Consider the following 22,934-nt stretch of genomic DNA (forward strand, 5'->3'; position numbering starts at 1 on the left):
TCTGTCCGAACCCCCACAACGTGTAAAAAGGAGGGCACTAAAAAGCCTGCTATCACCAAAGCAATAGCAGGCTTCCGTCATTATCAACATACCTTTTACTCGACACCAAACGCATACCGCGTACGCGTCTCATACCGCTCTCCTGCCCGTAGTACCGGCGAAGGAAAATGTGGCTGATTAATTGAATCTGGTGCTCCTTGCGTTTCCAAGCATAGTCCTAAATACTTTCGTGCTTGAACACCTTTCACTTCATAATTATCCTCAATCTGAGTGCCTGTGTACAAAACAACACAAGGCTCATCCGTCTCGATAACGAGCACACGACCACTCTTGTCATCTTTTAACTTAATCTCTTTATTATTATTGGCATTTAACATAAACGGATGATCATAGCCTCTCCCAGCCAAGATATTTTGCTCATATTCCGACACAGCACCATCACTAATTTTTCTTCCATTTCTAAAGTCAAATGGTGTATCATCGACACGGAGCTTTTCACCCGTTGGCATAAGATCCGGCTTAAGCTCTAGAAACTCACTACTATTAATTGTAAGTGTATGGTCTAGAATATCTTCTTTCAAATCGCCGCTTAAATTAAAATACGTATGATTCGTTAAGTTCACAATCGTTGTTTGATCACTTGTTGCTGAATAATCTATAAGAAGCTCATTCTCCTCTGTCAGCGTATATGTGACACTCACATCGAGATTTCCTGGATACCCTTCTTCGCCGTCCTTACTTAAGTAGCTGAATGTCACTCCCACTCGATCTTCAGCTTCAAATGTCTCAGCCTCCCAAATCACATGGCTAAACCCTTCGTTCCCTCCATGTAAATGATTTTCCCCGTCATTTTTCAGCAAACGATAGCTCTTTCCGTCTAATTCAAACTCTGCACCACTTATTCTTCCTGCAAAACGACCGACAATTGCTCCAAAATAAGGAGAGTGATGCTCATAGTCTTCAACATTATCAAATCCTAGCACAACATCCTCTACTTTTCCTTCGCAGTCTGGCGTTAAAAGTCTTGTGATAATTCCTCCATAGTTTAGACACGTCATCTCCATTCCTTTGCTGTTACGAAGAATAAAGGATGTTACCTCTTTCCCATTTAACTTACCAAAAAACTCTTTCATCACTCTCATAAAAAAACTCCTCCCAAATAATTAAATTAATTAATTTAATTTATTATCAACTTAAAAAAAGGCGGCCTGCTCCCACAAGCCGCTAATCATACTAATTTACCCCGCCAGGCATAAAGACTTTGTTGATAATCAGTGCAACCGCGCCTAAGACCATACCCTTTTTACCAAGCTTTGAACAAACCACTTTAATATCCTCAGATGAGTTCGTTAAGATATATTGATTCACCATTTGCTGAAGCGAATCAATGACGAGATTATCTTCCCCTTCAAATATTTGACCTTCTAATATAATTCTAGATGGTTTAAGAATATTGATCATGTTCGCCGTTGCAATTCCAAGCGATTTACCTGTATCTTCTAAAATCGTTCTCGCTAGCTGGTCACCCTCTTTGGCTGCTTTAAACACCAACTCAGTTGATAAAATACACTTATCCCCATTCGTCCAGTCCACCAAGACCGTCTCCGTGCCTGACTCGATTGCCTCTTGCGCACGTTCTAAAATAGACGTTTCTGAAGCACATGCTTCCAAACACCCTCTGTTCCCGCAGCGGCATAATGGTCCGTTAACATCTACAATCGTATGCCCAATTTCTCCTGCTGTATTAAATGAACTTCGATACACTTCATTATTAATAAAAATGCCAGAACCAACCCCGCGGCCGACACTTAAACAGAGAAAATCAGAAACGCCTTGCCCTTGGCCAAACCAGTTTTCTGCAATGACTAAAGCCCGGACGTCATTCTCTACCATAACGGGAATGTTAAATTCATTTTCTAGTTCATCCTTTAATGGGACGTCACGAAGCTGCAGGTGAGGCGAGAAAATCGCCACTCCCTTATCTGGATTCACCAACCCATGCATAGCTACACCTAACCCAAGAATGTATTTCTTATCTACCTCATGTTCTGTGAGTACATAATGGATGCTTTCTTTGACCATAGAAAGAAACTCACTCTTTGTCGGTAAAGTTGTTATTTTTTGAACGTAATCAAATGTGATTTTCCCATCAAGCGTTGCAGTGACGACCCGAATCACTTCTCCTGCCGCATAGACTCCGATCACAAAATAAGCAGAGGAATTAATACTTAGCATGATCGGTCGTCTGCCACCGACGTTTGATTTACTGGCCTCTTGTTCAATAATGAGATTTTTTTCTACCAGCTCATTCACTAGCCCTCCAACGGTAGGCGGGGTTAATTTCGTAATTTTGGCAATTTCCGCTCTCGAAATTGGGCCTTTTAAACGTATTAAATTTAGTATTGTTGATTGATTAAGTGACTTCATCCCTTCGAAACTACCTGTTTTATAAACCATATCCATCCGCCTTCAATTTAGATTCACATTTGAACTATTTCTTCCGACTCATTAATTAAATTGTTTAATTAACTTAAGTATCATATATTACATAAGGTTGGTCAATAAGTTAGCCTGCTAAAACCATAACTTTCTACCAGCTTAATCGTTAAAAACAGGTGCTTTCTGAGGCTCACTGCTTGGGATTGAGCCTTCAATTGTCGGCCAGCCATCTTCCCAAATAATTGGATCAATCATTAACGGTCGTCTCGTCGCTCCGAGTGGCAAATAAGGTTTGTCACGTTCAATTGCATGGTATACAATCCAATCCGTACCTTCATCATCAGTAACGATGGCATTGTGTCCTGGACCAACAAACACTGACTCACTATCTTCTGCTGGCTCACCTTTTAAAATAAGTGTTCCTTCCGAATCAAGGAGATCGTTTCCGTCCTTATCGAGATAAGGTCCTTCGATTGATTCAGCTCTTCCGACAGCGACTCGATATTTACTATTCAACCCTTCACAACATGAACCAAGTGATGCAAAAAAGTAAAAGTACCCATCTCGCTCAATAATATAAGGGGCTTCAAAGGCATTCCCTGCTACTCTAAACTTTTCCCCTGTTACTTCAAGTCCATCCTCACTTAGCTCAACCCCATAAATACCATGGAAGCTGCCCCAAAATAGATAGTTCTTCCCGTCATGCTCGTAAAACATTGGGTCAATCGAATTTCGAACATCGATTTCTGAACTTGTAAATAATTTTCCAAGATCCTCAAACGGTCCTTCTGGGTTCTCAGAAATTGCAATCCCGATTCCAGGGTCTGGGTCCCCCCACGTTGAAACAGCATAATATATATAATACTTATCATTGCGATGAACAATATCAGGCGCCCATAAGAAGCCCTGGTCCTTCCACTCCGGCTTCGCTTCTAGTGCCTCTCCGACATACTCCCACTCGACTAAATCCTTTGATCTTATGATCGGAATCAAAGGTTGACCTCGTTCATCTCCAAAATGATCCTCTGTCCCGTACACATAAAAGTATCCATCGTGCGCATGAACAATCGAAGGATCGGCAATAACCGGTTCAAATACTGGATTTTGAAATGTTTTTTCTTCTTTAGATTGGCAGCCTGTCATGAGTAAACCTCCAAGTACAAATAATAAAAACCACTTTTTCATTATAGTACCCCTTCCCTCTGTTATAAAGAAACGCCCTGCAGATAGTACGAAAAAGGACGTTTTTCCCTTTTTCGTACTATCATTGCACAAGGCGCTTGATTGTCATTATTTTTGATCATTAATCTCTTTGATTTTAGCTAAGTCGCACTTCGGTTCGCGGTTGTACGTTAACAGCCCATTAATTTCTTGTTCAACATCGGTTAACTGCGTATAGCAAAACCCTTGTAAAATATCAGAATGATAGATTGCCTCGGTAACTTTGCGGTATTCCTCAATCAGGTCCTCACTTGACTTAACCGATGAATAGCCCCAGCCATCTTGCTCATCCACTTGATAGGCAATTCCGCCATATTCTGTAATAAGAATTGGCTCCCCGCGGTATTCATAGCCTTCTGCGTAGATGACTCGGTTTGCCGGTTCTGTATTGATCGCACTCTCAACCGTTTCATATGATTTTTTAATATGCTCAGCAGAGTTATAGTTATGGATTCCACAAATATCAGAAATCGTGTGCTCCCATCCTTCATTTGAAAGAACAGGACGTGTCGTATCAATCGATTTTGTTAAATAGTACATTGATGTTGCGTGATCTTGCTGTTGTTTTTCATAAGCAACACGCGAGATTCCCCAACTTTCGTTTAGAGGCACCCAAACGATTAAACTTGGATGGTTGTAATCACGTTTGACAACATCGACCCACTCCGTCACCATTCGGCGGACGGCTTCTTCACTATACTCCGAACAGTTCGCCATCTCGCCCCAAACTAAAAATCCTAGTTTATCAGCCCAGTATAAATAACGTGGATCTTCGACTTTTTGGTGCTTTCTCGCGCCGTTAAAGCCCATTTCCTTTGATACGATGATATCCTTCTTTAGATCATCATCTGTCGGAGCTGTTAATAACGCACCTGGGAAGTACCCTTGATCAAGCACGAGCTTTTGGAAGTAAGGCTTGTTGTTAAGCTTGAACTTTCCATTTTCAATCGAGACCTTTCTCATTCCAAAATACGTATCAACCGAGTCTAGCACTACACCTTCACTTACTAGCTTAATATTGACGTCAAATAAATTCGGATTTTCTGGCGTCCAATACCAGCCATCATCATGAACATTGCTTCGATCCGTAAAGCGATTGCGCAAATTATAGCTTCGTTTAATATATGATTCTAGTACTTTTGATTCTTCTTCTACAAGAACTTGATCACCAAAAGAGATCGTTGTTTTAATCGTCAATGACGTATCTTTTGGTACATCGTATTCGACAATAATATCTCCTCGATCAATATCCGGTGTAAAGCGTACGCCTTCAATTTTTTTCTCAGAAATTGGCTCAAGCCAAACCGGCTGCCAGATTCCTGTTGTTCTTGTATAAAAAATCGATGCAGATTGCTCATGCCAATATTGCTTCCCTCTTGGGATCGTCACATCTTCGGACGGGTCTTCCACTCGTACAACAATGTCATTTTCACCATCTTTGTTATAGTGTGGTGTGATATTTGCTGAGAACGGTGTATTTCCCCCTTCATGGAACGTCACAAGCTCCCCGTTAATATAAACCCAAGATTTATAGTCAACTGCTCCAAAGTGAAGAATCAACTCTTGATCTAACCAATCTTCACTTACTGTAAAGGTTCTGCGATACCAAACCACATCATGAAAGCTATGATCATTAATCCCGCTTTTCTCTGTTTGATAAGCAAATGGAACTACGATTTTCATTGATTGTGGAAATTCTTTATACCATTTCTCTTTTAAGCCACAGTTCTCGTCGTCAAAAGCAAAATCCCACTCACCATTTAAATTTAACCATTCCTGACGCACAAACTGAGGGCGTGGATATTCGTTTCGTATTGTACTCATGTTTATCTCTCCTTACTTAATACCAGATTGTGTAACACCTTTAATGAAATAGCGCTGTCCAATGATAAACACGATCACTGCTGGAATCGTTGCAATCGACGTTAACGCCATTAATTTTCCGTATGATGAAACGAAGCTTCCTTGCTGCATAACCGCGATCCCTGTAGCGATCGTTCTCATTTCTGGAGAACTTGTCGCAACGAGCGGCCATAAGAAATCGTTGTAAATCATCATGAAAGAGAAAATAGACAACGTCCATAAAATCGGTTTAGCCGAAGGAACGACAATACGAATAAAAATTTGCCATTTGTTCGCTCCGTCCAATTTCGCTGCTTCTTCAAGCTCTTTCGGGAATGTCTTAAAGAATTGATAAAGCAAGAACACTCCAAACGCATTAGCTGTATATGGCAAGATCAAAGCTGCATACGTATTTAAAAGTCCTAGATTGCTAAATTGCATGTACATTGGTAAAAACGTGATCACAAACGGAATCATTAACGTACTAACAAATAACGGGAAAAGGTACTTTTTAAATGGAACATCTAACCGCGCCAACCCGTAAGCTGCCATTGCATCAATTGAAACAATGATCATCGTTCCAACAAGACCAGCGAAAATCGAGTTAAACATCCATCTTATAACCGGAACATTCAAGCCTTCGCCTAATAACGTATATGTGTAATTTTCAATCGTAAAGTTTTGCGGAATCCAGTTTAATCCACCTGTTAATGCTTCAGTATCTGTTTTAAAAGAAGTGGAAAGCATCCAGAATAAAGGCATTAAGAAGAGGATCGCTATCACTACAGCTATACTAACTAGAAGGATTGATTTTTTCTTTTTGTCCATGCTCCCACTCCTTTCTTACCTTTTCGTTTGAACTTTCCTTCTTCACTTGCGCGGTTGATTCTAAATTGAATCACTGAAATCGTAATCATAATAAGTGCCATTAAAATCGCCATAGCCGAAGCTGATCCTAATTGACGCTGAGAAAAGGCTTCATTAACAATACTCATAAGTAAAACCTCTGTTTGATTCCCAGGGCCGCCCCTTGTCATTAAGTACGGCTGACCATACACATTAAATGACGCAATCGTTGATGTAATGAATACAAATAGCATCACAGGTCGAATCGTTGGCAATGTGATATGAATCAATTTCTTCCATGAACTAGCGCCATCAATTGAGGCTGATTCGTATAATTCTTCAGGAACTTCATTTAGCGCATTTATAAACAGAATCATATTAAATCCAATCGTCCACCAAAGCGTAGCAACGACAATCGAAATCCATGCATAAGGAATTCTTGTCAGCCACGGGATCGGGTCAAGACCTAATACACTCAAATATTCATTAATCAGACCAGAGTTTGTATCTAAAAGCCATAGCCATACAATCGCGATAACCGATACAGACACAACATATGGTATAAAGTAAACCGTTCTGAAAAATCCTTGCACTTTTTTCGGTAAGTTTGTCACTAAAAGCGCTAATAACAATCCAATGACAACTAATAATGGAACAGAAAAGATAACAAACTTAAATGTATTAAATAACCCATTAAAGAAAACAGAGTTAAGATGAGTACCAGGATCAAAAATAGCAATATAGTTTTGTAATCCTACGAAAGGTCGATCTTTCGAAAGCAAATCCCAACTATGAAAACTAATATATAATCCATAAATGATTGGAATTAAGAGAAAGCAAACAAACATCACAAAATAAGGTAAAACAAACAAGAACGAGGTCAATTTTGACAGTTTTGAGTTTTTCATCCAATCCCTCCTTTTCATTAATCTTTCGTATGTTTAAAAGGAAAGAGCAGGATAACCCTGCTCCCATTTTTAGTTAAGTCGTTGCTGAGCTCGATTTGTTGCTTCTTCCAAAGCTTCTCTCGGCTCTTTTTGTCCAAGAAGCACTTCATTAACCGCTTCCATTAGAGGGTCTGATAATTGTCCCCAGTTACGAACTCGAGGTGAGAATTGCGTGTAATCAAACTGCTTTGCCACCTCAGGCTGTTGCTTCATTTCTTGAAACTCAGCACTTTCATACACTGCTTTTGAAGCAGGTGCTTGGCCAGACTCAGCCCAAGCCATCCCATTTTCAGCTGTAAAACTTAAGAATTGCTTAATCGCTTCGTGCTTTTCTTCTCCTACTACTTCTGGAACAACAAAGTTATGGGAGTTTCCAAAAACAGCTTGCTGCTTTGTACCAAGCATAGGAACCGGTGCTACACCAAAGTTCATGCCTGAATCTTCCCATTGTTGTAACATCCATGGGCCGTTCATATGCATGGCATTTTTCCCTTGTAAGAATAGAGTAACTTCTCCATCTTGTTGAACATCAGAAGGTGATACACCATACTCAGTAATTAAAGAACGTTGGAACTCTAATGCTTCTACTACTTCTTCTGAATCATAAAGCACTTGACCTTCATCAAATAACTTACCGCCATTTTGATAGACGATTGTCGGCATAATAAATTGTTGTGGCCATAAAGTTGGTACAACATAACCATATTGACCATTGCCATCCGTTAACTTTTGCGCAAACTCTACGAACTCTTCACGATTTGTTGGTGGTACATCTGGATCTAGACCTGCTGCTTCAAATAGATCTTTGTTCCAATAGAACATTAACGGGTGAATATCTAGCGGAATCCCGTATAGTTCTCCATCAACCATCGCACCTTCTACTGCATTCTCGTTATAATCTTCTAGATTAACTGTTTCACCAGTAATATCATCTAAATTTTTCAAAAGGTCATTTTCCACATAAGTAAGAATTTGATTACCATGCATAACCATTAAATCAGGTACATTACGATTGTCGTTTAACGTTAAATCAATTGTCGTATAGTACTCAGACTGCGGAACCACTTGATAGTTTACAGAGAATTCATCTTGAGAGTCGTTAAATGCATTGACAATCTCCTGCATTTTCGGACCATCCGGACCGGAGAAAGGAACCCATAACGTGATCTGTTCTCCTCCTGCAGCACTTTTAGTATCTTCACCAGCTGTGCCTGAGCCCTCGTTATTACCACAAGCAACTAACCCTACTAATAAAAGAATGATCAATAACTTTCCACAAAAAAACCTTTTCATTACTATTCCCCCTTTATTTGAAGAACCAAATCAAATTAGTTAATTAATTTAATTTATAATCATAATATACCTATCTGCAAACGCTGTCAACTGGTTTTTAGCCTTGTATATACAGTATTTATCCCTAATACATCGTGCATTTAGGTCTAGTTCGTGAATTAATTAAATTAATTTAATATCAAAACCTATCTATTATTATATTTTTTTTATTCTATCTAGCTATAAAAATAATTGCAATTTACTCGGAAGATTTGAGGAAATTTTTTATTCACTGTCCAAAAACATGCTTTTTCTGTCCGAACACAAAAAAACCCACTATTTCCTAAAGGCAATAGCAGATTTTTTCATTTACAAGCAGAAATACTACCATTCTGCTATACTCCCATCCTTATGACGCCAAACTGGGTTCTTCCAATTATGCCCTTCTTTAGCTCTTTCTCGGACATATTCTTCATCAATTTCAATTCCTAGACCTGGTCCTGATGGGATTTTCACATACCCATCTTCGTAATCAAATACACTTCTGTCTTTAATATAATCAAGAATATCATTTTCTTTGTTGTAATGAATGCCTAAACTTTGTTCTTGAATAAAGGCATTATGCGATGTAGCGTCAACTTGCAAGCACGATGCTAATGCAATAGGACCTAAAGGACAGTGCGGTGCCAATGCAACATCATAAGCTTCAGCCATTGAGGCGATTTTTTTCGTTTCGGTAATTCCACCAGCATGTGACAAGTCTGGTTGAATAATATCAACATAGCCGTCTGCTAGAATGCCTTTAAAATCCCACCTTGAAAACATGCGCTCTCCCGTCGCAATAGGTATATGTGTACATTGAGCAATTTCCTTTAATGCTTCATTGTTTTCCGTTAAGACCGGTTCTTCGATGAACATCGGACGATAAGGCTCTAATTCTTTCGCTAAAATTTTCGCCATCGGTTTATGCACCCTGCCATGAAAGTCAATCCCAATGCCTACATCATTCCCTACTGCAGCCCTTACCGCTGCAATACGCTCTACAGTTTCGTCTATTTTCTTATAAGAATCGACATATTGAAGCTCTTCTGTTCCGTTCATTTTTACTGCGGTAAAGCCAGCTTCTACTACTTTCTTTGCAGCTATTCCAACATCGGACGGTCGGTCACCTCCGATCCATGAGTAGACACGAATCGAATCTCTGCATGCACCACCCATCAACTGATAGACAGGGGCATTATAAAATTTCCCTTTTATATCCCAAAGTGCTTGATCGATCCCAGCTAAAGCACTCATGAGAATAGGCCCACCTCTATAAAAGCCTGAACGGTATAGCATATTCCAATGATCTTCAATTCTTAGTGGATCCTTGCCGATCAGATACTCCATTAATTCCTCAACAGCAGCTTTTACTGTATGGGCCCTTCCTTCAACAACCGGCTCTCCCCATCCAACGATCCCTTCACTTGTCTCTATTTTTAAAAATAACCACCTAGGCGGTACCTGGAACAACTCGTATCCCACTATTTTCATCTTGGCGCTCCTCCTTCGATCATTTCAAAATAATTCTTCCCTAATTCCATTGCACCGTGAACGAGAGAAAGCTCTGCCTGACTGTCATCTGCTTCGATGATGTCTATTTCCCTATATTCCGTTTTCAATACGTGGACAAAAGCCCTTCTTAGAGGACTTGCTCCTCCGACAATCATCCAATCGATTTCATGTCTATCTTTTATGAACGAATCAAGTGCAGCGATATCACTTTGCAGCACTGCCCCGACATAGTAATTCGCCCGTTCATTTTCCGTTAGGTTGGAGGAAAGCTGTAATAATCGAATGTGAAAAAAACTTCTGGTTAAGCCTACTTTCTTGGCAGAACGAAATCCAGCTAACAATGAAGTAAGGTCAACAGTTTCTAGCAGTCTCTCACCCAATGAACTCGATAGAATCGTATTCGAACGAATAGCTTGGATTACTTCACCTCCTAATGTTGTGCAAGAAGATAGAAAAGATTGATTCTCATCGATTAATAAATACTTTGTATGGGATCCAGGTAATACCATAATCCCCTTCCCTTTAGGTGATAACTGCTTTAACAGCCCTAGAGCTTCTACTTCTTCACCGCGCATAACATCCATCTCATCTATGTCTTGTAAGGAATCAATAAAAAGCTCATTCGCTTGATTTTTCAAACCCGGGATGAACAGACAAGGGATTTGGAGAAACTCATTAGATTGGATCACTTTAGCGTTTTTTATGAAATCGTTTATTTTTGCTGGTGCAGTAATATGCGGAACTTCATAAAGACCTAAATTCGACGTGATCATACCTGAAGCCACTATAAATGTAACTTGTTTAGGCGTTAGTTGATTTTTATTAATAATCTCCTTAATCCCGCTATGAATCTCTCTTTTCAACCGGTCGTTACGGCCATCAATTGCAGAATTCCGCACCCCAACCTTTAGTTTTATAGCATCAACAACATGATAGTCATAAGAAACAAGTCGAATTCTAGTATTTGTCGTACCTGAATCGATTAATATTACATACACTGTCATTCACCACCCTTAAAAGAGCAGGTGTTATTTTTTCGCTCTACAAACCGCCTTGCCCGTTTTTCAATTTCAACAAAGTCTCGATCTCTTATTAACTGTGCGTTAACAAGCTGTCCTCCAATTCCGACGGCATGCCAGCCAGAATTCAAATAGTCTTCAGTGTTAGATTCCGAGATTCCACCAACAGCCATCAGCTTCAAAAACGGCAGCGGGACTAAAAGGTCCTTCGCAAAACAAGGGTCAAGTGACCGCACCGGAAAGACCTTTACCATTTGCGCTCCATACTCATACGCTTTTAGTGCTTCAGTCGGAGTCATCACACCTGGGATAACAGGGACTCCGTATCGATTGCCAGTTCGTATTGTCGCTTTATCTAAAGTAGGAGAAAGGAGAAAATTTGCCCCGGCAGAAATCGCAGACTGTGCAGTCTCTGAGTCTAGCACAGTTCCAGCACCTACAAGAAGATCAGGAAACAAGGATTTTATTCTCCCAATCGCCTCTAAAGCCCCAGGGGTATTCATAGTCACTTCAACAATTTGAATTCCCCCTTTGTATAAACTCGTCACAACTTGCTCAATCGAATTCGTATCTTCAATTCGTATAATTGCTATTAACTTTTCATCGATAATCTTTTGAATAGCTTCGCTCATTGTCCTCACCCTCACTAATTTGTTTTGACTCTCTCAGGTGATAACTTTTTTATCATCATCATTAAAACGTGTTCTGCCAAAGGTTGATCGCCAATATGTTCGATCAGCTTCATCGTAGTGGTAACGATTGAGCCTTTTCCATAATCCTGCTTGATCATAATCCCACCATTTTGACCTAACCAACCTTGAAAATATCCAGCAATTACTTCACATTGATGATCTAAACCCGGATTCCCAAACATATGGATCGTCCGATTGTTATTGCTTTTTTTGTAGTCTGCAAATGGAATGATGAAGTCTGGAAATAAACGTTCAAACTCCCACCCCATTTCCGTTTGAACAGGGAGACCCTCAAACCATGTTGTATCTAAATAGTTCATGGATGATGCCCTTGCCCAACTTTCTCCTAAATCTAATTTTCTAAATGTAAATTCTCCTTTTTTGCTTAAGGCATCTCCTTTTTCTGCTAAGAAGACAACTTTTCCACCATTACTTGCAAACCGAAGCATTTCTTCGTCTAAACGTTCCGTAAGCACGATATCCGCTTCTTCTTTACTAACGGCGAAGGATACAGGTAATGACTCAATAAGCTTTGTATCTACATGATGAAAAAATACAGACGGCCCTTCCTCTTTAACCAGAACTTTGTTGCTAATCGTTAATTCTTCCTCATTTTCAGCAATTTTTTTATTCCCTGACCATAATTCGAAATTAAGCTTGGAAAAAGTTGGTTCCTCCACTTCAGGTACCACTATAGACAGCGCATGTGGATAACGATTGTAAATAGCATCTGCCTTCATAACCATTTCTCCGCTAACTGCTTCTTTTACACCACCAACATCAAGCGACCATTTAACTGTAAAATTATTTAGATCATCCTGCTCATTGATAATATATACTTCACACTCTAGTACATCTTTCGACCAAACATTATGCTCCCCTACATCAACCATAATGCAGGTAGCTCCGTTGAATTGAATGAGCTTTTCAAAGCCAACCTTAGGTTCACGCAAGAAATCGATCCATCCATTTGTTTCCCATTCAATATCAGAGAACTCTGTAACGACATACCCTCCAATTTCGGGGCGTTTTCTCATTTCTTCAATAAGTGCTTTGACCGCTCGCAGCATCCGTTTTTGTGAAAGTTCTGCCAAACGATCAAAGTCGCCAATTGCTTTTGAAATGCCAAATCGTTCGAAATTCTCATATAGTGTATACGGCTTTTTGTAATCATCTTGATGAGTTTGCTCTCCTTGATTTGCAAACCACCAAGGTTCTTTTCCTTGATAGTATTCTTTTAACTTATTTACATTCGGAAGTCCCCAGACACCAAACTCCGAAATGATCTTAGGTTCGTTACCCGCGCTTTTACCAGCCACGAAATTCTTGTCAGCATTATTAATGATTAGATCATCCAAATCCTCTTCCCACTGATCTAACTGCTCTGGTAAAACAAAATATCGATGGTAGTCATTCACATCTGTTTTAACATGAGACCAGCCGCTATTGTCACAAATCAATCGACTCGGATCCCACCCTTTTACTTTTTCAAACAACTCAAGAACATGCGCTTGCTTCTCTTTATCAAACTCCAAATCCCACTCTAAACCCCATTCTTCGTTGTAAACTGACCAGATAATAATGGATGGATGGTTGTAATCGCGTTCAATCATTTCTTTCATTCCTGTTTCAAAGCGATTTCTTGCAATCTCTGTCCATTTCACATAGTTCGGGTGCTCTGCCCAAATTAACATCCCTAATCGATCAGCCCAATATAGGTATTCCGGCAATTCCACCTTGATATGTTTTCGCAATAAGTTAAAACCCATTTCTTTTGCAAGAGTGATTTCTTTTTTTATAAACTGTTGTGAAGGAGCACGGTAAATCGTGTCAGGGTAAAAAGCTTGATCTAATGCTCCTCGAATATAGAGAGGCTTATTATTTAAATATATCTTTCCATTCTTTTGCTCTACTTTTCTAAAACCGAAAGTCGTACGAAACTCTCCCTCTTCGCTACCTGCTTTCACCTTCAATTCCAGTTCATATAAATAGGGACTTTCAGGACTCCACTTGGCCATTTTCGGAACAGCTATTGTTTCTTTCAGACGAGTGAGATCTCCAGTTGATTGAAGAGAACTGCAAGAAAACGTCCCATCGTAGATTTCATCAGCTTCCCAAGTTGCCTCCCCTATGCTATGTGGGCGAATCACATAATCAATATTCCATGCCTGGTCTTGCTGGCCACTCATATCGATAGTTAAATCTAATGTTTCCTGATCAATATCTGGTGTAACAAATGCATTTGAAACAAACACACTTGAGCGTTCTTTCAAATAAACACCTTGCCAGATTCCACTCACTCTCGTGTACCAGCTACCTTGTTTCCCAATTGGTATTTCTCCATTATCAGCTGGGTCATATACACGCACGGTAAGCTTATTCGTTTCTTTCAGTAATCCGTCATCTATCTTGAAGCTAAATGGAGTGAACCCACCTTCATGGGTCCCAATATAAATCCCATTCCACCAAACTCGGCATTGGTAATCGACCGCTTCAAAATGTAAATAAAAGGTATTATCTCCTTTCTTATTGAGTTGAGGAATGGTTTTTTCATACCAGGCGGCACCACTATAATTTAAAAACCGATCATCTTGCTGCCAAATATGCGGAACGCGGACTTCTTCTGCCGATTCAATCCCTTCATTCCAACCTTCTTTTTCCCCTATATTTAAAGGATCTGTCCTAAAATTCCACTTACCTGATAAATCAATTTCCCTGTACATACCCTTGCCCCTTTCTGTTACTTAATACCTGTCATTGCAATACCTTGGATAATATGTTTCTGGAATAAGATAAAGACAATAATTGCAGGCACACTTGCTAACACATTTGCAGCCATAGGAATCATCAACTCAGCAGTATAGGCACTTTGGAATGTCGGAATGGCAACTGGCAATGTAAACATTGCTTCACTATTAACCGCAAGAAACGGCCAAAGGAAATCATTCCATGACATAATAAAAGTGAATATAGCTAAGGCCGCCATACTAGAGCGTGATAATGGCAAGAATATTTTCCAATAAATTGTAAAGATGCTTGCTCCATCTACTCTAGCCGCTTCCACCAGTTCATTTGGAACACCATCAAAGAATTGTTTTAAAATAAATACACCAAGCGGCGCTGCAAGATTAGGCAAAATGAGCGCACTATAACTATTAACTAAATTAAAATCAATCATAATTTGGAATAGTGGGACAATTAAAGCCTCAATTGGAACCATTAAACCAGCAATGATCACCCAAAAGATTACGTTACGCCCCTTAAACGTTAGACGAGATAGGGCAAAAGCCGCTAAAGACGTTAACATAATCGTTAATACCGTCGTAGTTGTTGCAACTAAGAAACTATTAAACGTCCATCTCCAAATTAGTGCATTGTTTACTACATAATCATAGTTCCCTAATGTGAAAGGAGGTTTAAATAACTGACTAATAACCGTAACCGGACTTCCACTAGGGGTGACCGAGGTAATAAACATCCACGCAATAGGAATCAACCAAACTGCTACAAATAAATAACTAAATAGATACAATAGCTTTCTACCTACTGTTGTCTTCTTCTTAATCGCAGCCATCTATTCTCCCCCCCCTATGAATTCTTTTTTCCTTGGAAAAATTTAAACTGAATAAACGCAAACAAGATCGTTATCACAAATAAGACATAGGACATCGATGAAGCCACACCCATATGTTGATCGACAAATGCTTTTTCATATATATATTGAACGAGTGGTCTAGTAGACGTGCCCGGTCCACCACCTGTCATTAAATAAGGCTGACCAAATAGTTTAAATGAATTAATTGTTTGTAATACAACGATCAATAAGATGACATTTTTCAAAGAAGGAACGGTAATAGAGAAAAAGCTTCTGATTGGTCCTGCTCCATCAATTTTTGCCGCCTCATAAAACTCTTGCGGAATCTCCTGCAGCCCAGCTAAAAAGAGAATCATATTGAAACCTACCGTCCACCACACGGTCGCGATTAAAATTGATACCCAGCCAAGGTTTTCATCATTTAACCAGAAGATTTCTTCAGTCACACCGAAATTTTGCAAAATTGAATTTAACAATCCTGTATACGGTTGAAAAATAAATACCCAGACACTTGCCATAACGGAAATAGATAAAATATACGGAAGGAAAAAGGCCGATCTTAAAAATGTAGTCCCTTTTAATCGACTATTTACAATCAATGCCATCAAAAGACCTAGTATAATTAAAGACGGTGTAGAGATTAGAACGAAGTAGATTGTGTTCCACAACGCTTCCCAAAAGTAGGAATCTTGTAACATCGTTTTATAATTATCTAACCCCACAAAGGTAGGCTCAACACCAAACTGCCATTCACTTAAACTAATTGACATCCCTTTTAAGATTGGATATATCATAAACAAACCATAAATTGTTAAGAAAGGGGCTAAAAATAGATAGGCTATTACAGTTTCTCCCTTTCCCCATTGCGTTCTCATAATCTGACCCTCCTTAAAAAAGGAGAGTGCCTACACTTGGCAGACACCCACTTTTTATAAATAAAGTATGCTATGTCTAGTTTGATAGAATGTTATTGATGTCTTGTTCAAGAATGTCTAGCGTTTCTTGAGCATTTGTTTGACCACTCATAAATGTAGAGATATGTCTAGCAATGGAATCGCTAATCCCTGTTGTCTTTGAAGATGACGGCATAAAGCTTACGTAATCCGTTAACTCAGCATAATCTTTACGATACGGCAACTCGTTAAATTCATTTGACTCAACAACACTAGTTTTACTTGGTACATGGCCAGCTTCTGCCCAAGAAGCAGAGTTTTCAGCTACCCAATCAGCAAACAACAAGCTTGCTACCTTCTTTTCTTCTGTTTGATTTTGATTTGCTGGAAGCACAAATGTATGAGAGTCACCCCATGTTGCTTGCTCTCCAAATAGTTGTGGAATTGGCAGTGCAACAAAGTTTAAAGATTCGTTGTTCTCTAAAGCCCCTGTCATCCAAACTCCATTAATATGAATTCCAGCTCTATTTGCAGTGAAAATTTCTCCACCATTCTGAATATTTCTAGGCCATAACCCTTGATCCATTAACTCTTCCATATAGTGAAGTGCTTCAAGTCCAATTTCATTATTAAAAGCCGCTTCTGTACCAGCTTCATTTAGAAGCTCACCGCCCATTTGACTGTATAACGTCCACCAAACACGCAATGCAGAGTACCCTGAAGATGTAGCAGCGAGAGGGAAAATGTCATCTGATGTGTTCTCTTTAATTGTTGACAAGAAATCTATGAAGCCATCTGCCCCCTCACCAACGATAGGTAGTCCATTACTATCTAACACGCCAGCCTCTTCCAAAATATCTTTATTTGCATACATAATTAATGCATGTGTATCTAAAGGAATCGCAAAGTGTTGATCATTTATAATAGTAGAACTTAAAATGTTTTGATTATAAGAATCCCAATCCACCGCTGCCTCACTCGCGAATTCATCTAGGTTTTCTATTAGGTTAGAAGATTGCAGTTCAGCAATTCTAGAAGCATGTGATATCGCAATATCTGGTGCTTGATTTGACGTTACAGATGTACGAATTTTCGTATAATATTCTGAGTCCGGGACTGTTAAGTACTCAACCTCAATACCCTCATGCGCCTCGTTGAAATTTGCAATTAGATCTCTCATAAAGTCAGCATCTCCACCGCTAAACGGTGCCCAAAATACTAAGTTCGTTGCTTCTGGATCGGCACTATCTCCAGCAGCATCACTATCACTTGAACAGCCCACGAAAATCAAAAGCAACAAAACAACACCTGTAAATTTGTATACGTTTGCAAAGTTCACTTTCATAACAACTCCCCCTTTTTTAATCTAAGTTTATTATTACATTAATTATTATAATAAATCAAGTAAAAGTGTAATAAAACATTTTATATTAATTATCCATTGGTAAATACGGAAATATTTCACTAAAAATTTTGATGGAAAAGCTTGATTTACCAGTGATTCAACCTGTATTGCTTGACTTTTCCATAAAAAGTAAGATAATTTTAATAAAACATATAATAAAAAGGAGTTTATTCATGAGAACGTTAGAATTAACGCTCGCTGAAGCCATCGAAGTTTGCAAAGCATTAGGAAACGAACACCGAATGGACATTTTACGTATCTTAAGTGAAGGACCAATGAACGTAAATGACCTATCTTCTAAATTAAAAATCCCTTTTTCTACTACAGCTGTAAATGTGAAAAAGCTTGAAGATACAAAATTAATCTCTACGGAATTGGTTCCTGGCAGAGGATCACAGAAAGTCAGTTCGAAACGATATGACCGGATTATTATTAATCTTAGAAATGATGTAACACCAACTAAAGACAATGTATATCGATACGAAATGAATGTAGGCGAATTCGTAAACTGCGACATCACTCCTACATGCGGTCTATTAAGCGAAGAAGGTATTATTCATACTGAAGACGATCCACGTTCCTTTTTTGAGCCCGAGCGAAAAGACGCACAGCTTATTTGGTTTAAAATGGGCTTTGTCGAGTACCATTTTCCTAATAGGATTCCTAGAGGAGCAGAAGTGGAAGAACTTACTCTCTCTGCTGAAATCTGTTCTGAAGCAACGAATTATAAAGAGGACTGGCCATCTGATATCACTTGTTCCATTAACGGAAAAGAAATCGGCCTATGGACAAGTCCTGGAGATTTTGGAGGAGTCAGAGGAAACCTCACACCATCGTGGTGGGGAGTTAATAATACACAATTTGGCCTTCTCAAGAAATGGAAAATAACAAGCCACGGCTGTTACCTCGACGGAGAAAAAATATCCGACATAACGATTCAAGACCTTAATATAGAACAACAGCCTTATATTTCATTTAAAATTGAAGTAAAAGAGAATGCCAAAAACCTAGGCGGAATTAATATATTTGGTTCAAAATTTGGAAACTATGAACAAGCCCTTATTTTAAATGTTAACTATCGATAAAAAAGTACGACATAGAGCCTGCTATTAGGTAACAGCAGGCTCTTCCAACAAACTATAGACGGCGCTCCGCCTTCTTCTCTCAAACATATGCGCGGAATGCCCACTCTAATGAATGTCCTTTTCTCCTCCTAACCTTAATTCAAAGTTGCTCTAATCTCTTGTATTTTACGTGACACTAAAGGATAAAAATTGTTCTTTGCACTTTCTGTTGTATTCCCGCCAAAGAATCCCGTGCCAGGGCATGTTTTAACAGAAACTCCTTCACTTCGATCCAACACTCTCTCCCCCGTGTTCATATCCCACCAGCGATGATACGTGATGCTGTCAACAGAAGGCGTTAACCCAAACTTCATACAAAGCAATGCCGTAAGATAGATAATCGTTTCTCTGTGTTCAGCTGTCATTTGATCGTTACCCAAATCAAAATTCCCAACATGTTCGATGTTTAACCCAATAGAATTTGCTTTTGGACCAATCGAGCCGTCAGGAGCACTGTTAAATGGTCTAGATACTGCTATTCTTCCATCTGGAAATGTAGTAATGTTTTGAGCGATGTTTTCCCAGCCCACTTCTTTCGTATGATAATACTCCATCCCTTTAAGCAACGAAAAATGATTGTTCCCATTAAAATGACCATAAGCAGGTGACCATGTGTGGTGCTGTTGAATGAGGCTTATGTTCCTCGTGAATTCATGGTTAAATAACCAGTCTTTAAACTCCTCTCTCGTCATAAGAACATACTGACCATCCATCGGTAATTTCTTAGGAGGAATCCTTAACTTTTGCCCTATGTACAATACATCCGATGTTAGTCCATTCGTTTCTTTTATAGCTTGAACTGTAGAATTATATGCTCTTGAAAGCTTCCATAGTGTATCTCCAGCAGCCACTTCATACCTCATTGGAACAAACAATCTCTGGCCAACTAATAATAAGTCAGATTGCAGTCCATTTGTTAGTTTTAAATCTCGAACAGACGTGTCATACTTGTTTGCGATCTTCCAAAGTGTATCTTAAAATTTAGTGTTAATTCTTAATAAGCCTAGGTCAGATCATTACTGTCCAAAACCCTCAATATACTGTCCAATCGACATATCCGCTCCTCATACCGGTCTCAGCAAAAAAAGAAATCATTTCCACAAATTCCGTATATCTTCCGGGCAGAAGGCAAATAGTATAAATGTTAAAATCCAAAGGAGGTGCAGCCATTATGGACGCACAGCGCGCACAACAAATCTGCTCATCAACAGAAATGAAAAACGTGATGTATAACGGACAAGCTGTTTACATTGAGCATGTAGACCAAGGGAGCGGACAAGCTACAGTTCATCCACTAGATAACCCAAACAGCAAACAAAGTGTTTCGGTAAACGAGTTAACTGAGCAATAAGCTCCCCAAAACAAAATAACCTCTCATCCAAGTGATGAGAGGTTATTTTTGCTTATGGAGCTCTGACAATCTATCTCTTGTACATTTTTTAATTCCTTAGTCAATACAAAAAGCTCTGCAGACATTAGTCCACAGAGCTTTTCTCCTATTCTACAACACCTTCGACAAAAACGCTTGCGTCCGCTCGTGCTGAGGATTTCCAAACAAGTCTTCAGGTTTCCCTTCTTCGACAATATACCCGCCATCCATAAAAATTACGCGGTCCGCTACTTCTCTTGCAAACCCCATCTCATGGGTTACGATCATCATCGTCATTCCTTCTTTAGCAAGATCCTTCATAACCGCTAACACATCTCCGACCATTTCCGGGTCTAATGCCGAGGTTGGCTCGTCAAACAACATAATATTCGGCTCCATCGCAAGCGCTCTCGCAATCGCTGCACGCTGCTTCTGTCCGCCAGATAAATTATCTGGGTATACATCTGCTTTATCTGATAATCCAACCTTCTCAAGCAGCTCTCTCCCTAACTGATCCACTTCCGCTTTTGTTTTCCCTTTCAGTCGTTTCGGAGCAACCGTCACATTCTCCAACACGGTCATATGCGGAAAAAGATTAAACTGCTGAAACACCATTCCGAGCCTTTGACGCATTTTGTTAATGTTGTTTTTCGAATCAGTGATATCTGTTCCTTCAATGTATATCGATCCGCCCGTAGGCTCTTCTAATCGATTAATACAACGCAAAAACGTACTTTTCCCAGAACCTGATGGGCCAATGACACAAACGACTTCACGTTCCTTTACTTCGGCATTAATATCTTTTAAAACTTCTAAGTCTCCAAACGACTTTCGTAAATTCTCTATTTTTATCATGTGACATCAAGTCTCCTTTCAAGCCAACGAGAAAATAACGTCAGTGCATAAATTAAAACAAAATACAAAATACCGACTAACGCCAAAATTTCAAATGCCCGGAAGTTCATCGCATAGATCGACTGACCAGACATCGTCAATTCCGCAATCCCGATAACAGAAAGAAGTGACGTGTCTTTAATACTCACAATAAACTGATTCACAAACGCCGGAATCATTCGACGGACCGCCTGAGGCAAGATGATTAACCGCATCGTTTCCCCGTACGAAAAACCAAGCGTACGCCCAGCCTCCATTTGCCCTTTATCAATCGAGTTGATCCCCGCACGGAAAATCTCGACTAAATAAGCCCCGGCATTAATACTGATCGCAATAATCCCTGCCGTTAACGCCGACATCGTAATTCCTGTCCCTGCCGGCAAACCAAAATAAATAAACAAAATCTGTACCAAAATCGGTGTTCCTCTAATGATGTCCACATAGATCGTTGCTATAGCTTTAAGCAGTTTGTTTCTTGAGATGCTGCATAATCCTAAAACTAATCCAATTACGAGTGCAATTAAAAGAGAAATAACTGTAATGACAACAGTCCACCACAACCCTTTTAATAGCACTGGTAAGGCATCGATCATGATCTCCAACGTTCCGATTGTTCAACACCCTCTCTTTGTGAAAAAAGGTGAGACTGTATTCAGCCACACCTTTTTAACTCTTTTACTCTGCAAAATAACTATCGTAAATTTCATCATACGTGCCGTTTTCCATAATTTCTGCTAGGCCCGCATCCATTTTCTCAAGTAAGCCATCTGCTCCTTTTGAAACGGCAATTCCGTAGTCTTCCCCAGTTAAACGGTCGCCTACAATGCGAACATCAGAATCGTCACCATCTAGAGCAATTTTGTACGCTACACTCGGATAATCATTAATCATCGCATCAGCGTTTCCAGAAACAATTTCCATGTACATCGTTGCATCTTCTTGAAGGACCGTTACATCACCGTCATATTCCTCAGCAAACTCACGCGCTTTTTCAAGTCCTGATGTTCCTTGTTTTGCAACAAGCTGTGCTCCTGCTAAATCTTCAATACCCTCAATCTCGCTATCTACTGGAACGACAAGTGATAGACCAGATTCAAAATATGGCTGTGTAAAATCAACAACCTCCGCACGATCTTCACGTATGGTAATCGCTGATACCGCCGCATCTACTTGATTCGCTTGTAACGCTGGAATAATTCCATCAAATCGCATAATCTCCCAGCTAACTTCTAACCCTTGCAGATCAGCAATCGCCTCAATAATATCAATATCAAATCCTGTTAAATCCCCATCAACAATATATTCAAATGGCGGGTAGTCTTGTACGACAGCCACTTTAATCTCTTCTTTCTCTGCTGGTTCCGTTGCTTCTTGTTCCGTTGTTTCCTCCCCAGCTTCACTACCTGCTTGCTCTTCACCTTGTGTTTCTTCCGCTGTTCCACAAGCTGCCAGCATCATTAGCAATGCCGTCATGAACAACGCCATAAGTGCACTTTTCATTGTCACATTTCTCTTTTGACCGTGTGTTCCTTTCATCTTGCTTCCCCCTTTTTCATTTACCATCAGAAAATTTAGGCAAACTAATTAATCTTTTGACTTTTCTAACTTTATACACAATTTACTAATTAGGCAAATTGTGTAAACTATGAAAATATCGATTAATCATGGACTGGGTGGGATAAGAGTAGGTCATGTTGTCGACCTTTTGTTTTCCTCCCAAATAACTGGATATACTCTTGAATGCTCTTTTCGAGGGTAGGAAGGGTTCATACAGCATTGAATCTATGTAAAAAAAAACTGAGCCCCCACAAAAGGAGCTCAG

General features: G+C 39.5%; 20 protein-coding genes. 2 read left to right on the forward strand and 18 right to left on the reverse strand.

The window, feature by feature from the left end:
* Positions 1-95 precede the first annotated feature (95 nt).
* The 14 genes from MF646_RS06685 to MF646_RS06750 form a co-directional block, all read right to left on the reverse strand.
* Positions 96-1,142 (reverse strand): aldose epimerase family protein, encoded by a 1,047-nt coding sequence (locus tag MF646_RS06685; protein WP_250095718.1) that lies wholly within the window; start codon positions 1,140-1,142, stop codon positions 96-98.
* A gap of 91 nt (positions 1,143-1,233) precedes the next feature.
* Positions 1,234-2,457: an ROK family transcriptional regulator gene (locus tag MF646_RS06690; protein WP_250095719.1), complete on the reverse strand. Its 1,224-nt coding sequence runs from the start codon at positions 2,455-2,457 to the stop codon at positions 1,234-1,236.
* 141 nt (positions 2,458-2,598) lie between these two features.
* Positions 2,599-3,624: a family 43 glycosylhydrolase gene (locus MF646_RS06695; RefSeq protein WP_250095720.1), complete on the reverse strand. Its 1,026-nt coding sequence runs from the start codon at positions 3,622-3,624 to the stop codon at positions 2,599-2,601.
* A gap of 105 nt (positions 3,625-3,729) precedes the next feature.
* Positions 3,730-5,484 (reverse strand): glycoside hydrolase family 2 protein, encoded by a 1,755-nt coding sequence (locus MF646_RS06700; RefSeq protein ID WP_250095721.1) that lies wholly within the window; start codon positions 5,482-5,484, stop codon positions 3,730-3,732.
* Between the two features lie 12 nt (positions 5,485-5,496).
* Entirely contained in the window at positions 5,497-6,330 is an 834-nt protein-coding gene (locus MF646_RS06705) for a carbohydrate ABC transporter permease (RefSeq protein WP_250095722.1), read from the reverse strand.
* The gene (locus tag MF646_RS06710; RefSeq protein WP_250095723.1) at positions 6,300-7,256 is read right to left on the reverse strand and encodes a carbohydrate ABC transporter permease; all 957 of its coding nucleotides are present in this window, start codon (positions 7,254-7,256) and stop codon (positions 6,300-6,302) included. Before MF646_RS06710 ends, MF646_RS06705 begins: the two co-directional genes overlap by 31 nt.
* Positions 7,257-7,325: 69 nt before the next feature.
* Positions 7,326-8,588 carry an ABC transporter substrate-binding protein gene (locus tag MF646_RS06715; RefSeq protein ID WP_250095724.1) on the reverse strand — a complete coding sequence of 421 codons (1,263 nt, stop codon included), beginning with the start codon at positions 8,586-8,588 and terminating at the stop codon, positions 7,326-7,328.
* A 363-nt stretch (positions 8,589-8,951) separates the two neighbouring features.
* On the reverse strand, positions 8,952-10,100 hold the full coding sequence (gene dgoD / locus MF646_RS06720) for a galactonate dehydratase (protein ID WP_250095725.1): 1,149 nt from the start codon (positions 10,098-10,100) through the stop codon (positions 8,952-8,954).
* A complete protein-coding gene (locus MF646_RS06725) occupies positions 10,097-11,119 on the reverse strand; it encodes a 2-dehydro-3-deoxygalactonokinase (RefSeq protein WP_250095726.1) in 1,023 nt (340 codons plus the stop codon). Before MF646_RS06725 ends, dgoD begins: the two co-directional genes overlap by 4 nt.
* Positions 11,120-11,121: 2 nt before the next feature.
* Complete coding sequence (locus MF646_RS06730) at positions 11,122-11,772, reverse strand: bifunctional 4-hydroxy-2-oxoglutarate aldolase/2-dehydro-3-deoxy-phosphogluconate aldolase (RefSeq protein WP_250095727.1); 651 nt, start codon at positions 11,770-11,772, stop codon at positions 11,122-11,124.
* A 14-nt stretch (positions 11,773-11,786) separates the two neighbouring features.
* A complete protein-coding gene (locus tag MF646_RS06735; RefSeq protein ID WP_250095728.1) occupies positions 11,787-14,555 on the reverse strand; it encodes a glycoside hydrolase family 2 protein in 2,769 nt (922 codons plus the stop codon).
* 17 nt (positions 14,556-14,572) lie between these two features.
* A complete protein-coding gene (locus tag MF646_RS06740) occupies positions 14,573-15,406 on the reverse strand; it encodes a carbohydrate ABC transporter permease (protein WP_250095729.1) in 834 nt (277 codons plus the stop codon).
* Positions 15,407-15,420: 14 nt separating this feature from the next.
* The gene (locus MF646_RS06745) at positions 15,421-16,302 is read right to left on the reverse strand and encodes a carbohydrate ABC transporter permease (RefSeq protein WP_250095730.1); all 882 of its coding nucleotides are present in this window, start codon (positions 16,300-16,302) and stop codon (positions 15,421-15,423) included.
* Between the two features lie 76 nt (positions 16,303-16,378).
* Positions 16,379-17,665, reverse strand: coding sequence for an ABC transporter substrate-binding protein (locus MF646_RS06750; RefSeq protein ID WP_250095731.1), 1,287 nt, complete (start codon positions 17,663-17,665; stop codon positions 16,379-16,381).
* A 233-nt stretch (positions 17,666-17,898) separates the two neighbouring features.
* Between MF646_RS06750 and MF646_RS06755 the strand changes: the two genes are divergently transcribed.
* Positions 17,899-18,810, forward strand: a complete 912-nt coding sequence (locus tag MF646_RS06755; RefSeq protein ID WP_250095732.1) for an ArsR/SmtB family transcription factor — start codon at positions 17,899-17,901, stop codon at positions 18,808-18,810.
* A 134-nt stretch (positions 18,811-18,944) separates the two neighbouring features.
* Here the strand turns inward: MF646_RS06755 and MF646_RS06760 are convergent, their stop codons facing one another.
* Entirely contained in the window at positions 18,945-19,724 is a 780-nt protein-coding gene (locus tag MF646_RS06760; RefSeq protein ID WP_420842485.1) for a LysM peptidoglycan-binding domain-containing protein, read from the reverse strand.
* Positions 19,725-20,020: 296 nt separating this feature from the next.
* On the opposite strand from MF646_RS06760, the gene MF646_RS06765 reads away from it, so the two are divergent.
* Positions 20,021-20,200, forward strand: a complete 180-nt coding sequence (locus MF646_RS06765; RefSeq protein WP_250095733.1) for a small acid-soluble spore protein H — start codon at positions 20,021-20,023, stop codon at positions 20,198-20,200.
* A gap of 150 nt (positions 20,201-20,350) precedes the next feature.
* Here MF646_RS06765 and MF646_RS06770 read toward each other — a convergent pair whose 3' ends face one another.
* The 3 genes from MF646_RS06770 to MF646_RS06780 form a co-directional block, all read right to left on the reverse strand.
* On the reverse strand, positions 20,351-21,073 hold the full coding sequence (locus MF646_RS06770; protein ID WP_250095734.1) for an amino acid ABC transporter ATP-binding protein: 723 nt from the start codon (positions 21,071-21,073) through the stop codon (positions 20,351-20,353).
* Positions 21,070-21,705, reverse strand: coding sequence for an amino acid ABC transporter permease (locus MF646_RS06775; RefSeq protein ID WP_250095735.1), 636 nt, complete (start codon positions 21,703-21,705; stop codon positions 21,070-21,072). The genes MF646_RS06770 and MF646_RS06775 overlap by 4 nt, the downstream gene beginning before the upstream one ends.
* Positions 21,706-21,787: 82 nt before the next feature.
* On the reverse strand, positions 21,788-22,648 hold the full coding sequence (locus MF646_RS06780; RefSeq protein WP_250095736.1) for a transporter substrate-binding domain-containing protein: 861 nt from the start codon (positions 22,646-22,648) through the stop codon (positions 21,788-21,790).
* Positions 22,649-22,934: the final 286 nt, after the last annotated feature.

Origin of the sequence: Halalkalibacter alkaliphilus, from assembly GCF_023555415.1 — a bacterium.
Taxonomy (GTDB): Bacteria; Bacillota; Bacilli; order Bacillales; family Bacillaceae_D; genus Halalkalibacter; species Halalkalibacter alkaliphilus.

Excerpts from the sequence above, each read along its gene's own strand:
- MF646_RS06685 (WP_250095718.1), bottom strand. The coding sequence starts at position 1,142 with ATGAGAGTGATGAAAGAGTTTTTTGGTAAGTTAAATGGGAAAGAGGTA.
- MF646_RS06690 (WP_250095719.1), bottom strand. The coding sequence starts at position 2,457 with ATGGTTTATAAAACAGGTAGTTTCGAAGGGATGAAGTCACTTAATCAA.
- MF646_RS06695 (WP_250095720.1), bottom strand. The coding sequence starts at position 3,624 with ATGAAAAAGTGGTTTTTATTATTTGTACTTGGAGGTTTACTCATGACA.
- MF646_RS06700 (WP_250095721.1), bottom strand. The coding sequence starts at position 5,484 with ATGAGTACAATACGAAACGAATATCCACGCCCTCAGTTTGTGCGTCAG.
- MF646_RS06705 (WP_250095722.1), bottom strand. The coding sequence starts at position 6,330 with ATGGACAAAAAGAAAAAATCAATCCTTCTAGTTAGTATAGCTGTAGTG.
- MF646_RS06710 (WP_250095723.1), bottom strand. The coding sequence starts at position 7,256 with ATGAAAAACTCAAAACTGTCAAAATTGACCTCGTTCTTGTTTGTTTTA.
- MF646_RS06715 (WP_250095724.1), bottom strand. The coding sequence starts at position 8,588 with ATGAAAAGGTTTTTTTGTGGAAAGTTATTGATCATTCTTTTATTAGTA.
- dgoD (WP_250095725.1), bottom strand. The coding sequence starts at position 10,100 with ATGAAAATAGTGGGATACGAGTTGTTCCAGGTACCGCCTAGGTGGTTA.
- MF646_RS06730 (WP_250095727.1), bottom strand. The coding sequence starts at position 11,772 with ATGAGCGAAGCTATTCAAAAGATTATCGATGAAAAGTTAATAGCAATT.
- MF646_RS06735 (WP_250095728.1), bottom strand. The coding sequence starts at position 14,555 with ATGTACAGGGAAATTGATTTATCAGGTAAGTGGAATTTTAGGACAGAT.
- MF646_RS06740 (WP_250095729.1), bottom strand. The coding sequence starts at position 15,406 with ATGGCTGCGATTAAGAAGAAGACAACAGTAGGTAGAAAGCTATTGTAT.
- MF646_RS06745 (WP_250095730.1), bottom strand. The coding sequence starts at position 16,302 with ATGAGAACGCAATGGGGAAAGGGAGAAACTGTAATAGCCTATCTATTT.
- MF646_RS06750 (WP_250095731.1), bottom strand. The coding sequence starts at position 17,665 with ATGAAAGTGAACTTTGCAAACGTATACAAATTTACAGGTGTTGTTTTG.
- MF646_RS06755 (WP_250095732.1), top strand. The coding sequence starts at position 17,899 with ATGAGAACGTTAGAATTAACGCTCGCTGAAGCCATCGAAGTTTGCAAA.
- MF646_RS06765 (WP_250095733.1), top strand. The coding sequence starts at position 20,021 with ATGGACGCACAGCGCGCACAACAAATCTGCTCATCAACAGAAATGAAA.
- MF646_RS06770 (WP_250095734.1), bottom strand. The coding sequence starts at position 21,073 with ATGATAAAAATAGAGAATTTACGAAAGTCGTTTGGAGACTTAGAAGTT.
- MF646_RS06775 (WP_250095735.1), bottom strand. The coding sequence starts at position 21,705 with ATGATCGATGCCTTACCAGTGCTATTAAAAGGGTTGTGGTGGACTGTT.
- MF646_RS06780 (WP_250095736.1), bottom strand. The coding sequence starts at position 22,648 with ATGAAAGGAACACACGGTCAAAAGAGAAATGTGACAATGAAAAGTGCA.